Annotated in this window: 9 protein-coding genes; 6 read left to right on the top strand and 3 right to left on the bottom strand. The window is 36.7% G+C overall.

Going from position 1 to position 13988, the window contains the following annotated elements; all coding sequences use genetic code 11:
* The first annotated feature begins 97 nt into the window (after window positions 1-97).
* Window positions 98-730, top strand: coding sequence for a MarC family protein (locus ACSHZO_RS00525; RefSeq protein WP_298248049.1), 633 nt, complete (start codon window positions 98-100; stop codon window positions 728-730).
* Here the strand turns inward: ACSHZO_RS00525 and ACSHZO_RS00520 are convergent, their stop codons facing one another.
* The gene (locus tag ACSHZO_RS00520; protein WP_295182145.1) at window positions 731-934 is read right to left on the bottom strand and encodes a hypothetical protein; all 204 of its coding nucleotides are present in this window, start codon (window positions 932-934) and stop codon (window positions 731-733) included.
* 70 nt (window positions 935-1004) lie between these two features.
* Between ACSHZO_RS00520 and ACSHZO_RS00515 the strand changes: the two genes are divergently transcribed.
* The 3 genes from ACSHZO_RS00515 to ACSHZO_RS00505 all read left to right on the top strand — a co-directional run bounded on the left by ACSHZO_RS00515 (window position 1005) and on the right by ACSHZO_RS00505 (window position 6806).
* Entirely contained in the window at window positions 1005-2447 is a 1443-nt protein-coding gene (locus tag ACSHZO_RS00515; protein ID WP_298248048.1) for an SDR family oxidoreductase, read from the top strand.
* Between the two features lie 21 nt (window positions 2448-2468).
* Window positions 2469-3947, top strand: coding sequence for a BCCT family transporter (locus ACSHZO_RS00510; protein WP_298248047.1), 1479 nt, complete (start codon window positions 2469-2471; stop codon window positions 3945-3947).
* A gap of 459 nt (window positions 3948-4406) precedes the next feature.
* Window positions 4407-6806, top strand: coding sequence for a right-handed parallel beta-helix repeat-containing protein (locus tag ACSHZO_RS00505; protein ID WP_298248046.1), 2400 nt, complete (start codon window positions 4407-4409; stop codon window positions 6804-6806).
* Between the two features lie 56 nt (window positions 6807-6862).
* Here the strand turns inward: ACSHZO_RS00505 and ctlX are convergent, their stop codons facing one another.
* Window positions 6863-7786, bottom strand: a complete 924-nt coding sequence (ctlX, locus tag ACSHZO_RS00500) for a citrulline utilization hydrolase CtlX (RefSeq protein WP_298248045.1) — start codon at window positions 7784-7786, stop codon at window positions 6863-6865.
* A gap of 9 nt (window positions 7787-7795) precedes the next feature.
* Window positions 7796-8707, bottom strand: coding sequence for a dimethylarginine dimethylaminohydrolase family protein (locus tag ACSHZO_RS00495; protein ID WP_298248044.1), 912 nt, complete (start codon window positions 8705-8707; stop codon window positions 7796-7798).
* Between the two features lie 218 nt (window positions 8708-8925).
* Between ACSHZO_RS00495 and ACSHZO_RS00490 the strand changes: the two genes are divergently transcribed.
* On the top strand, window positions 8926-10188 hold the full coding sequence (locus ACSHZO_RS00490; protein WP_298248043.1) for a hypothetical protein: 1263 nt from the start codon (window positions 8926-8928) through the stop codon (window positions 10186-10188).
* On the top strand, window positions 10175-13930 hold the full coding sequence (locus tag ACSHZO_RS00485) for a glycosyltransferase (RefSeq protein ID WP_298248042.1): 3756 nt from the start codon (window positions 10175-10177) through the stop codon (window positions 13928-13930). Before ACSHZO_RS00490 ends, ACSHZO_RS00485 begins: the two co-directional genes overlap by 14 nt.
* Window positions 13931-13988 lie beyond the last annotated feature (58 nt).

Raw genomic sequence — 13988 nt, 5'->3', positions numbered from 1 at the left:
AATTCCAAGCGAATTTCGAAACAATTCCTTAACCTAAAATTGATTTCAACTTTCCGCGGAAAATCGTTTATCGATGCACATTTGCGGAAAAAAATCAATGGAACTATTCATTTATGTTTTCGCTGCTTTGTTCTCTGTGATCAATCCCCTGGGCACTGTCCCTATTTTCGTTGGACTTACCAAAGAGGACACTAAATCTGAGCGGTCTCGCACCTCCCTGCTTACAGCGATCAATATTTTCGTGATCCTACTTATAAGTTTTTTTACTGGCAGATATATCCTTAATTTCTTCGGAATAAGCCTCGATTCTTTAAGAATTGCTGGAGGCTTAATTATAACTACTTCTGGTTTTGCCTTGCTAACTGGCTCTTTTGCTAAGCATAAAGGTATGGATAAGCCGAAGGTTCAGGAAGACGCTTATCAGCGTGATGGCGTATCGCTTACTCCACTGGCCATTCCTATGCTTGCTGGCCCTGGCTCCATATCTTTTTTGATTGGATTATACGAGGAATATGCGACCTGGAATGAGAAAATGATTGCGGTAGGAGCAATTTTTAGTGTTTGTTTAGCTACGCTGCTCGTTCTTAGAAGCTCCTATTATATAGTTTCCATGCTTGGTGCATCTGGGATTAATGCTATTTCCAGAATCATAGGTTTTATTGTGATCGCCATTGGAATTGAATATATAAGTTCCTCTGTGATCAATATCTTCAGAACAATAAGTTTGTAATTAACGCTTGCCAAATGCTAAACCTCCTACCAGAGCGAGCACTCCAAATGCGATCATTGCATAAGATTGTGTGTTATCACCATGAGCTTCTACCTGAAGGGGTCCAGCATCGATGGAAAATTCAGGAGTTAGAATATCATACAACCCATAGCCAATAAGCCCTATCCCAATGATGAGCAGAACAAATTTGAGCACGTTATTCATTTAATAAAGTTTTACTAATCTCAGGTGAAAGTAGCAATTTAATTTATAATTTGAAGATCAAATTTCTCAAATGCGCATACTACTTACCGGTGCTAACGGTTATATTGGCATGAGGCTTCTGCCTCAATTACTTGAACAAGGCCATGATGTAGTATGTGCAGTTCGAAATAAACATAGATTCACTTCCAATGAGGAACTCCGGGAAAAAGTGGAGATCGTAGAGATCGATTATCTTGAAGACACAAAAGCTCCGGAAGCTATCAAAAACATCGATGCTGCCTATTATCTCATCCACTCGATGACCGGCTCAACCGAGGATTTTGATAAACAGGAAGCTCAAGCCGCTACGAACTTTAATACGATGATGGCTGAAACTTCCGTAGAACAAGTGATCTACCTCAGTGGAATTATCAATGAAGAAGAACTATCGAAACATCTAAAATCACGAAAGGCCGTTGAGGAAATCCTATATAAGGGAGAATTCAATGTTACCGTACTCCGTGCCGCGATCATCGTAGGTAGTGGGAGTTCATCCTTTGAGATCATACGCGATCTTTGTGAAAAGTTACCGGTGATGGTGACCCCAAAATGGGTAGACACACGTATACAACCAATTGCTATAAGAAATGTGATACAGTATCTCATTCGGGTTATTGGCTGCGAGGACTGCTATAACGAATCTTATGACATTGGCGGTCCCGATATTCTCACCTATAAGGAAATGATGCTACAATATGCAGAGGTCAGAAAATTAAAGCTCTGGATACTTCGTGTGCCTATTATGTCTCCAAAACTAAGTTCATATTGGCTATATTTTGTAACCTCAACATCCTATAAACTTGCGCAGAACCTGGTAGATAGTATGTCTGTTGAAGTGATCACAAAAGACACACGTTTGCAGGAACTTTTAAACGTTGACCTTATTCCGTATAAAGAAGCTATTAGAATGGCCTTCTATAAGATCGAACAGAATGAAGTCATCTCTAGCTGGAAAGACAGCATGAGTAGTGGTCGTTTTCGCAGGGAGCTGAACAAATACATACAAATACCCAAATACGGGTGTATGCAGGATAAGAAATGCAAGGAAATAAGCGATACTGAAGAAGTACTTGAAAGAGTATGGGCAATTGGTGGACTAACCGGATGGTATTATGGAAACTGGCTCTGGAAGATTAGAGGATATCTGGATAAACTTGCAGGTGGTGTTGGACTTCGCAGAGGCCGTACACATGCTACAAAACTTCATGCAGGTGATTCTCTAGATTTCTGGAGAGTTTTACTTGCCGATAGAGAAGAAAAAAGACTTTTGTTATTTGCAGAAATGAAGGTTCCCGGGGAAGCCTGGCTGGAATTTAAGATCGATGAAAACAATGTGCTTCATCAAAATGCCACTTTTAGACCGAAAGGACTTTTAGGTCGTGCTTACTGGTATGCGATGTACCCGTTTCATTTCTTCATATTTGAAGGGATGATCAATAAGATCGCCTATGGCCCCTCTGGAAAAAAATCTTAAAGGCGGCTCTGTTTAAGTTCCATGAAAGAATTGCTTAGAAATAAAGTACTCACCTTCTCTGGTTCGATTTTATTATCAGGATCGGTTTTCATCTTTCTATTTACAGACAAATTTTATGAAGCTATAGAAAATGGATCTTTATGGGTTCGCGAATACTTCGGAACGTTCTACTTATGGCTTGGATCAGGTTGCGTTCTGTTCCTCCTTATAATCGCTATTTCAAAAATTGGAAGGATAAGATTAGGAAAATATCCACCGGAGTATGACAGGTTATCCTGGATAGCTATGCTTTACAGTGCCGGAATGGGAGCAGGTATTTTATTGAGAGCTGTTCAGGAACCGGTGTACATGTTCTTGAACCCTCCGATAGCAACAGGTTCTGCTCCAGAAATCATCTCTCTGGAATATACATTTTATCAATGGGGTTTTACTGCCTGGGCCTTCTATGGATTATTTGCATTGATCATTGCTTACAGTTTATTTGTAGAAAAACAGGATATACGGTTAAGTTCCAGTTTCAAAGTATTTCATAGTAATCACTGGGGAAAATCTATTGATATTCTCACGATTCTAACCACCATGATCGGTTTAGTCGCCGCAATTGGACTTGGAACCTCGCAAATCGAAGGAGGAATAAGTCATTTGCAATCAAAAGATCCCGGGGACCTCTTAACGAACTTATTTCTCGTTCTTATCATATGCGTGCTGGCATTTTTCTCGGCATGGGCCGGTGTAAATAAGGGTATAAAAAGGATCTCCAACTGGAATATTTATATCACTATTTTATTGCTATTATTTGTTTTCGTACAGGGAAACATCCCTGAAATTATCTCAAATTTTCAGAATTCTTTATATCACTATGTCTTCGATTTTATACCGCTGAGTCTCGCCGGAGGAAATTTCGATCCGGGAAAGCAATTTCTTACCAATTGGACCTATTATTACTGGGCATTTTGGTTGGCGTGGGCGCCTTTCACCGGGATATTTATAGCGAGAATTTCGAAAGGGAGAAGCATTAGAGAGTTGATCTTTGGAGTTCTATTGATTCCTTCCCTGGGAAGTTTCTTCTGGTTTAGCGTATTTGGAACTTCCGCATTTGAAATCATTGAAGATGCTGGTACTTACAGTAACGAATTTAGTAATGTATTTACATCAGTTTTTATCTTTTTCGAAAATTATCCTCTACCTGCCGTATCCAGTTTAGTCGTGATATTACTATTGATTAGTTTCCTGGTTACGTCAGTAGACTCGGCCATCTTTGTACTCAGTATGTTTACAGATAAAGGAAATACCGAACCAAAAAAGAAATACCGCCTGGTATGGGCGGTATTGATATTTATACTTTGTGAGGCAATTATTGTACTCGGTCATACGAAACCAGATTCCAACGTACTCACGGCAATGCAAAAATTTCTGATCATCAGTTCCCTACCATTTGCCATATTCAGCGTAATTATAACTTTTCTCTTCAGCAGAAAACTTCTACAAAAGAGTAATTAGCAAGAATCAGGCTTTAGGTAGAAAAACCTCAGCCATCATGCAACGCATCTATTTTGCTATTTAATTTGCCTTTAGTAAGCATTAGCAATTCTACCATAAATCTTAAGAACAGATATACTACTGATTAGTATAAAAATTAATCACACAGAATATAACTCCTACTATGGATTTTAGACTTAAAATGTTCAACTGTACAGTATGATCATTGTTTTTGCGAAACTAAACGTTAAAATTATGAACCTCACATTGTTAAAATGATGCTTTTCATCGATTTTATTTGCTTTTAGACGAATTTAAAACTTATTTTGCTTCCTTAAATGAAGGAGGTGAATTTTACCAATAGGTCCGATTCTATTTTTTCTCCCAAACAACCTATTTATGAATCTGGCAAATTATAAACTACTTACACCTCGTTTCGAGTTATGCTCAAAATTTTTATTAATTTGTTCAGTTCTATTAATGATCACGGGGTGCACGCAAGATGCTGTTGAAGTTGAACTAGGAAAAGAAAATAGTCTTCAAGAAAAAGACCTCAAGCACGATGGAAATCGCGCAATTTCTATCTACAAAGGTATTTTTGCAACCAAAAATTCAAAGTTTCGAGGTACTCTATTATTAAAAGCGCCCAGGAACCTTAAAGATATTTCTGTGTTAGATCCAGAGGCAAGTTGCACTATTACACTTCAAAATGGAGAAACTTTCAATGCAGAAGTGACTTCATTTAAGCAACAGGAAAACACGAATAAAAGTTCAGATGTATTAGTACATTTCGATTCAAAAGATTTTAGTTTTGATTTTACAATTGATGAATCGGATAAACCAATAATATCGAATGTAGTATTTAAAAATCAGGAAGGATCTGTTGTAGCTTCCGAAGAAACTGCAACTAATAACGTAGCTCCGATCACCGGCACTTATAAATGCACTAACTGTCAAGATCAAGATTCACCTCTAAATGGAATCATTCTTAATAATGAAGATAGAACTTTCAATATGTTGTTAACCACTGCTGACGGTTCTACTCAAATTGACATTCAAGCTTTAGTGGTATCTCTACAAGAAACCCAAGTAATAACTCAACAAAATTGCTCATCAAACTCAGATTATACCTTCTGCACATATGGTAGTGGCATAAATGGAGCTAATGAGGATCTAGATTGGTCTGGAGTACACAGGTTTTCATCGAATGCAAGCGGAGAAAACTGCTCTACCCTAGCCGGAAATTTCGCATTTCGTTTTGCAAATTATGGAGCTATTGAGGGTGAGTTTGCCAGTGATAGTTCTTGTAAAAATAACACATACTATGTTAGTTCCACTGGGAATGATTCAAACACAGGCTTGTCTCCAGAGGACCCATGGCAAAATCTCTCAAAACTAAATAGTGTGAATTTTCAGCCTGGCGATGAAATCTTTCTTAAAGGAGGTGATGAATTTAACGGAAATATTTATTTAGATTCTGAAGATGCCAATAATAGCGCTAATCCAATTTCCATTAAATCATATGGTTCTGGAAAAGCAGAGATTAACGCGGGCACCGGTTTTGGTATTTATGCTTATAATACGTCGGGTATCAAAATAGATAATATTATCGTAAAAGGAAGTGGAATGCATACGAATACAAATTCCGGAATCTCTTTCTATAATGATCTTCCTGGAAATATAAAACTGGATTTGATAGAAGTTACAAATACAGAAGTTTACGGATTCAAGGAGTTTGGTATTGTTATAGGAGCATGGAACGGTAACTCTGGCTATGCCAATGTTCTAATAGAAAATAACAAGGTTCATGATTGTTTAGATGCAGGTATCTCTTCCTATGGCGAGTTCTCCGCATCGAAAACGGGATATGCTCATAGAAATATAATTGTTAGAAATTGCGAAGTTTTCAACATAAAAGGTTACGATAAAGGGAAACATTCCGGTAATGGCATCCTACTATCAGATGTACAAAATTCTATCATAGAGCATTCTACCGTTTACAATTCTGGAAGTGGCAATACCAATTGCGGTGGACCAGTAGGTATTTGGTTTTGGGATGCAGATAATGTAACCATTCAATATTCCGAGGTCTATGGCATGAGTTCTGGAACCGGTTGTGACGGTGGAGGTTTTGATATGGATGGGGGTGTTACTAATGGAGTAATGCAGTATAACTATTCTCACAATAATGATGGAGCAGGATTTATGGTGGGCCAGTTTACTGGATCGAGACCTATGAGTAATATAACTATTAGATACAATGTAAGTGAAAATGATGCAGCAACGAATGGTGGAAGCGTCTATCTTTTTAATGGAAATAACGGTACGATGAGCGATATTACAGTTCATAATAATACCCTGTATATTGAAGAAAAAACAACCAATAATCAAGCCGCCAACATAAAATACAATGTCTGGAAACCAGTGAAAAACAATATAAAATTTTATAATAATATACTTTATGCTGTCAATGGAGCCGACTTAATTAGCATTCCAAGCGGTTATGATGGCTATTTCGCAGGAAATCTATATTACACAAACTCCGATTTCAGTATCCTTTATAAGGGAGATCTTTATACATCGTTGAGTGAATTCAGAACAACTGGAAACGAAGTTTATAATAATGAAAATTCTGGCTTGCAAGCAAATCCACTTTTAAAAGATCCTGGAAATGGTGGTGTTGTAGGTAGAGAAAATAACCTTTCTAACTTGACTTCATACTTACTGGAAAGTACGTCACCAGCCATTAATGGAGGTATAATTATTTCTAATCCAGGTACAAGAGATTATTTTGGAACAATATTATCATCGAGCACGGATGATATTGGGGCGCATGAAGTTGACACTTCGGTTAAATCCTATAACGTGGCTAATAAATAGATAGTAAAGAGGTGAAAGTAAAGTATCACCTCTAAATTAATTTACTTTAGACTTTACTATGATTTTGGTAAAAAAACCTCAGCCATCATGCAACGAGCACTTCCGCCTCCGCAGGTTTCGATCGTCTCGATCTCAGAACTTAAGATCTTACAATACTTTTCTATATTATTTATCTGTTCCGGATTAAGACTTCTGTGTGCGCGGGCACTCATTACTAAAAACTTTTCTTCAGCTCCCTGAACCTGTAACATGTTACCAGCAAATTCATGCATTTGTTCCTCACTGATGGATATGATCTCTTTCCCATCCATTTTAAGATGTTTAACTACATTTTTGCGTTCTTTCTTGTCATCTATTGTATCAAGGCAAATAACCGCAAATTCTTCAGCGAGACACATCATTACATTGGTATGATAGATTGGAAGTCGCTTGTCCTTAACACTTTGATAGGCATTGAAAATAACCGGTGTAAATTCAAAATCCTCACAAAACTCAATGACCAGATCTTCATCTGCACGAGGTGAAATTGCACAATATGCTTTTTGATTTACCCGGTCCAGAATAAGACTTCCCGTTCCTTCAAGGAAAATATCATCTTCTTCCGCAGAAGTATAATCTACGATATTATTGATCTTAAAACCAGCTTCTTCCAGTTTGGAGAAATATTCCAGTCGTCTTTCCTTACGCCTGTTTTCAGCAAACATTGGATACAAAGCTATCTCTCCATCGCTGTGGAACGACACCCAATTGTTTGGAAAAATAGAATCTGGAGTATCTTCTTCTTTGATATCATCTACCACGATCACCTTTACTCCTACGTCTCTCAATTTGTTCACGAACGTGTCAAACTCTTCAGTTGCAAGGCTATTCACATTGGATTTATCTAATTTCTTCTGAAAATAGTTGTTGACTGCAGTCTGTTCATTCATTCTGAAATTTACCGGTCTAACCATTAAAATGGTATCTGTAATCTGTTTCATAGCTATCTGTTAATCGCGGATTAATGGTAAGGTTGAACAGCGAAGCAATCCTTCCTGTTTCGATATTTCAGCATAAGGCACTTCCTCTACGGTAATTCCCTGCTCTCTCAACCACGAATTAAGTCGTGTAAATCCTTTTTCTGAAATTACCACACTTTCAGAAATGGAAAAGATATTCGAATTCATATGGTACATTTCATCACGGGTGATCTCATAAATGTTTTCTTTTCCGAAGAAATCAACAAGCCAGTTATACTCGTCTTCTATCAAAAACCCACCTTTGTAAATGATTGCCTTGTTCTTTCCTACAGGCTGGAAGCAACAATCCAGGTGCAAAGCATTATCCTTAGCAATATGATTGCTTTTTTTAAGACTAAAGCTAATCACCTTTTTATCAGGAAATTCCCTTATTAAGGCGTCTACAGCTTGTTGGTTTGTTCTGGCTGTGATAAAGTTCCGGTAATCTTCTCCTTTATAGGTCCCAACAAATATATGATCTCCCATAGGCATCACATCCCCTCCTTCAATATGAGCTTCCTCGGGCAAGGTAATGATCTTTGCAGGATCGATCTGTCTCATTACATGCTCTATGGCCTCGATCTCCTGATCCCTGTCAGGCAATATATTTGATTTAATAAATTTATCATCGATCACGAAAGCGATATCCCGTGTAAATATCTGGTTGTAGTCTTCAACGATCTTAGGTCTGAAAACCTGAACATCGTACTTCTCCAACATTGCGGCTACAGCATCCATTTCTGCCACCATATCTTCTTCAGTTGGATAGGTCCCAGCTTTGATATGTTCCTGAGACTTGGGATCGTATGCTTCTTCAAGAGTTGGAATAGGTCCAATGCTCCTGGCGGTTCCCAGCACTACGGCGCGTAATCTGGATGTTTCACTTGATATATGCAATTTCATTGCTAGGGTTTTGACAAATATAATAAAAGCCAAATCTATCTCATTTCTTATCTGCAAAGATTACTTGAAGTTTCGCTACTCTATTTAAAAAACATCTTACTTATAATTAATGAACATTCTTTAATATATTAGCTTTTTTAATAAATCCTTCTATCAAGACATATTCGCCAAATACTATTATTTTAAATTTGATTGCTATAATAGTTCTAACTACTATTATGGCCTGCTCGGATGATGTATGTGAAAATCACACGAAAACTGTTCATATTGAAAAAACTGAACAAGGTTATTGGCTAATTAGGAATGGTAAACCATTTTATATTAAAGGAGGTGCTGCTCAAGGAGAATATCTGTTAGAGCTTAAAAATGCAGGCGCAAACACAGCCCGCATCTATGACACTATTGATCTAAAAACAACCCTTGATGAAGCTCATCGCTTAGACCTTGCGGTAGTCGTCGATATTCCTTTACCTAAGTTTAATAGCTCTCCGGAATATTATGAGGAAGAAAAGCTTTTCCAACGTTTAAAAGTTGATATAAAGAATACGATCATTAGTTCTAAAGACCACCCGGCATTACTTTATTGGAATTTGGGCAACGAAATCTACTATCCCTACTTACACAAAAACACAGATTTCTTCTCCAATTACAACGAGCTCATCGAATTAATACATGAATTAGATGGAAATCATCCTGTTAGCACCTCTACGATAGGCGCTAACAAATCTAGAGTTCTCTCTATCATAACAAGAAGCCCTCAACTGGATTTTGTTTCATTTAACTCATTCGGGACTCTGAGTGCATTTGCCGAGAAGCTAAGTCCAATTTCCCCTATATGGGACGGACCTCATGTAATTACTGAATGGGGTGTTAATGGACCATGGGAAGCTGAAACAACAAGTTGGATGGCTCCTATTGAAGAAACAAGCACTAAGAAAGCTGAACAAATCAAGGAGCGACACAGGAAATATATTCTTCCATTGAAAAGAGAAGGATCACTGGGTAGTTTTGTATTTTACTGGGGTCAAAAAAATGAGAATACTCCTTCTTGGTATAGTCTCTTTAGTGAAAACAAATTAAAGACCCAGGCGGTCTTTGAGTTGGAAAATATATGGAAAGAAGAAAATAAAACTTATCCTGGTCCGGAGTTAGAATATATTTTACTTAATGAGAAAGGGGCTAAGCAAAATATTGTGCTTGAACCTTTAGCCAAAGTCACTATGGAAGTTGTTCTTACAGGATCCGATAATAAAAATTATGAGTACACATGGGAAATCAGACGTGAATCTTGGTTTGAGAATAAGAACAGTGAAATCTATACTGGTTCTGATATAAGTACAAACCAAAACTATGCTAACTTCAAAACACCTAAGGAAGAAGGCCCTTACCGAATTTTTCTATATCTCAAAAATGGATCAGAATACTATGCTACGGCAAATATTCCATTCTATGTACTAAATCCGGATAATGAGGAAAAGTAAAATTCTGGCTCCCACCCCTAAGCAAAATATGATTATCAAATTGTTAATCATATTAGGCTTAGTAAGTATATTGAACTTTATATTCTATTTTGCAAAGCCAGAATTTCGCGGAAATACTATATTATATATTCTCCTTTCTATAAGCCTATTCTACGGTATCCTTAAAAAGTTATATCTCTGGTACAATTATTCCAATATTTCATTACCAAAAACTACTGGAACAGAGAAAGATTTTACCGTAGATGTTTTGACGACTTACTTTCCCGGTGAGCCATATCAGATGATCATAACCACTTTAGAAGCGATCATTAAAATAGACTATCCTCACGAGACCTATCTATGTGATGAAGCTGATGACCCATATTTAAAACAGTTTTGTGAAAGTAATGGCATTCATCACGTTACTCGCTTGATCAAAAAGGATGCGAAGGCTGGCAATATCAATAATGCTCTGGAAAAAGTTGCACGTGGAGAAATCGCAGTTATTCTTGATCCTGATCACATACCAGATCCAGACTTCCTGGATGAGATCCTTCCATACTTCTCAAATCCTGAAATCGGTTTTGTACAGACTGTACAGGGATACTATAATATAAAGGAAACACTTGTCGCTCAAGGAGCAGCTGAACAAACGTTTCAATTTTATGGTCCAATGATGATGACCCTGAACGCCTATGGTAGTGTGAATGCTATTGGTGCGAACTGTGTTTTCAGAAGATCCGCACTTGATAGTATTGGAGGTCATGCAGCAGGTTTATGCGAAGATATGCATACAACGATGAAACTGTATGCTAAAAATTGGAAAGGCATTTACCTTCCTAAAATACTCGCACAAGGATTAGCTCCTTCTAGCCTTACCGGTTATTATAAACAACAATTGAAATGGTCTCGTGGAACATTTGACCTATTGTTCAAAGTCTACCCTAGGTTATTTAAATATTTCTCCTATAGACAAAAAATTCACTTCGGAATACTCCCTCTTCATTACTTGAGCGGAATTATCTGTCTATTAAATTTTTTAATTCCGGTCGTCTCTCTTTTATTTTCAATCACGCCCTGGCAAGGGAATTTTATAGATTTCGGCTTAGCATTACTCCCTGTTGTTTTTAGCTCTATCCTTATACGAACTTACATTCAAAATTGGGTCATACAACGCAAGGAAAGAGGTTTTCATCTTCTTGGTGGATTATTGGAAATTAATACATGGTGGATCTACGTACTGGGCTTTATATATACATTATTTGATAAGAACATACCATATCTACCTACACCAAAAGAAAATGAGTTTGCTACGAACTACAAGATAATTTTACCAAATACTATAGTTGCAATAATTTCAATTACTGCTGTAATTTATGGATTGTCTATAAACTACACCCCTTTCGCTTTAGTGATGTCGGGCTTTGCTTTATTCAACGCCGCTATCATGATTTTCGGCATATATCTGACAGTAAAAACTACAAACGAGAATAATATCTTAAAAAATACATTGAGTAAAAGTTTTCTACGGAAAATAAGTGCAATTAAAGTTGCCATTGGGAAAATTAGAAATATAATATTTATTGGTACGAGAAGTATTGCACTGCCATTGCTTTTAACTATACTCTGTGGATCTCTATGGTTTATCCAAAAAAAAGCAACAGCTCGTTGGGACAACATTACTCCAACATATATTAAAAAACAGAACAAATCATATTTAGGCATTTTTCACCCCATAAGTGATACCGGCACAGTTAGTCTTCGTGATATTGATAGGATTGAGACTGAGCAAAATATAAATTTTAACATCGTATCCTTTTATTTGGCGTGGAAGAATAATGGACAGAGCAATTATCCAGGTGAACTTATAAATTCTATTGATTCGAAAGGTGCAATTCCAATGATAACCTGGGAACCGTGGTTAGAAACCGAAGCTACTTCAACTACGAAATCCAGCCGAAGCAGTATTTTTAGTAGAGTATCAGCTGGATTATATGACGATTATATTATCAAATTTGGTAAAGAATTAGCAGTATTTGACAAACCTGTTTTTCTACGCTTTGCCCACGAATTTGATAATCCACAGTATCCCTGGAGCCATGCAGGCAATCAACCTGAATTAGAGTTTAAAAAAGCTTGGATACATGTTTACAACCTAATCAAAGATCAAGGTGCTTACAAAACTATATTCGTTTGGAATCCATGGAAACCTAAAGGAATGCAGAAGTACTACCCTGGAGATAAATATGTAGACTGGGTAGGAATCACCGCTCTAAATTATGGCTACTTAAATCAAAATGAAAAAAGCGTTTCATTTCAGAATATTTATTCAGGTTTTCACGAAAGACTAAAAAGATTAACTAGTAAACCTGTCATGCTAACAGAGTTTGGTTCGGTTAATTTATTAAAAGAAGAAAACCAAATAAAATGGCTTAAAAATGCTAGAAAAGCCATCGAGACAGATTTTGAGGAAATATCGGCAATCGTTTTCTTTAATAGTGCTTTTGACGATAATATTCCAGAAGGAAAATTATACGCGAAGAAATATATTGAATGGACCACCGATTCTTTAAATATTTTTGCTGACTATGCTACGCAGTTTTTAAAAGAAGATCCGGTAAAAGTCAACAATACAGAGAGGTATAAAAGAACTCAATTTGCAGAAGAAATAAGAGGTGTACGTTACAAAAAAGGTATCAACTGGAAGGAAAACTATTACACTCTTAACCGCCAAACTTTACTCGAGGATTTTAAATTAATGCAGGAAATAAATATTTCAACTATTTTCTATCCCGGGGGTAACGTTTATGATTATAATACCTTAAAATATGCTTCGAAAACTGATATGAGAGTAATTTATGATTTCGGTGCCGCGGAATCTTATGATAAAATAGATAATTCTCTTCATTTCAACGATTTTGAGAATGAAGTATTAGAAAAAATTGCTGAATTGGAAAAATATAGCAATGTAATAGGATTCTCTTTTGATGTGTTTGGAGAAACATCGAGCAAACCTTATCAGTTTGAGCAACTTCAAAGACAGTTAGGTCTGTACAACCAATTGTTATCAAAAATCCGTTACAATAATTCTACTACTCCAATTATCCTAAACCTTGAATTGAATTCAGACACTAGATCTTTACTATCATATTTGAATGAACTAAATCTCGAAGTGGATTATTTCGGCTTAATAGTGAGCGATACAACTTTTCTTTCGAAGACTTTAAATTTTGCTACGGCTAATAAAATTCCAACGTTGATTACTTCCATTTCACCAGAAAACACGGATAGTCAATTGAAACAGGATCCTGGCCTCATACTCAGCAACTGGCAGGATGAAAGATTAAGCAGTAGATTGAGTTTCGATGGACTTTTAGATTTTAAAGGAAGAAAAAAGTCTGATTTTAATACAGTGCATGGTATATGGAATCAGAATAGCCCAGCTCAAACCGATTTATCGATTAGAATTCTGAAACCTGCGGTACCAATTATCGCCAATGAGACGGTCACTTTCAATGCCATGCTCTTTAGTGACTCATATTGGGTTAGCGTTACTGAGGCAAATAAAACCTATAATTTTGAATGGACATTATTAAAATTTGACTCATATTCAAATCCACTTGCTTTAAGAGTTCTAGGTTCAGGCCCTAAAATTTCCTTTAGCATACCTGAAGAATATCAGGAATACAAATTGCTATTAACAGTCGTATCTGGAAACGAAGTTATAACAAGTACGATTACAAAACTCAACACTCCTTTATAGATAAAAAAAAGCTTCATACGATGATGAAGCTTTTTTGTGGTATTCGTAAAATATGATA

It is taken from the genome of Christiangramia sp. 3-2217-3z, from assembly GCF_051195275.1.
Classification (GTDB): Bacteria; Bacteroidota; Bacteroidia; order Flavobacteriales; family Flavobacteriaceae; genus Christiangramia; species Christiangramia marina.
Note: the sequence above shows the minus strand (reverse complement) of the source record. Positions and strands in the feature narration are given on the sequence as shown.

What these genes read in the sequence shown, in the direction of transcription:
- ACSHZO_RS00525 (WP_298248049.1), top strand. Translation starts at nt 98, where the DNA reads ATGGAACTATTCATTTATGTTTTCGCTGCTTTGTTCTCTGTGATCAAT.
- ACSHZO_RS00520 (WP_295182145.1), bottom strand. Translation starts at nt 934, where the DNA reads ATGAATAACGTGCTCAAATTTGTTCTGCTCATCATTGGGATAGGGCTT.
- ACSHZO_RS00515 (WP_298248048.1), top strand. Translation starts at nt 1,005, where the DNA reads ATGCGCATACTACTTACCGGTGCTAACGGTTATATTGGCATGAGGCTT.
- ACSHZO_RS00510 (WP_298248047.1), top strand. Translation starts at nt 2,469, where the DNA reads ATGAAAGAATTGCTTAGAAATAAAGTACTCACCTTCTCTGGTTCGATT.
- ACSHZO_RS00505 (WP_298248046.1), top strand. Translation starts at nt 4,407, where the DNA reads ATGATCACGGGGTGCACGCAAGATGCTGTTGAAGTTGAACTAGGAAAA.
- ctlX (WP_298248045.1), bottom strand. Translation starts at nt 7,786, where the DNA reads ATGAAACAGATTACAGATACCATTTTAATGGTTAGACCGGTAAATTTC.
- ACSHZO_RS00495 (WP_298248044.1), bottom strand. Translation starts at nt 8,707, where the DNA reads ATGAAATTGCATATATCAAGTGAAACATCCAGATTACGCGCCGTAGTG.
- ACSHZO_RS00490 (WP_298248043.1), top strand. Translation starts at nt 8,926, where the DNA reads ATGGCCTGCTCGGATGATGTATGTGAAAATCACACGAAAACTGTTCAT.
- ACSHZO_RS00485 (WP_298248042.1), top strand. Translation starts at nt 10,175, where the DNA reads ATGAGGAAAAGTAAAATTCTGGCTCCCACCCCTAAGCAAAATATGATT.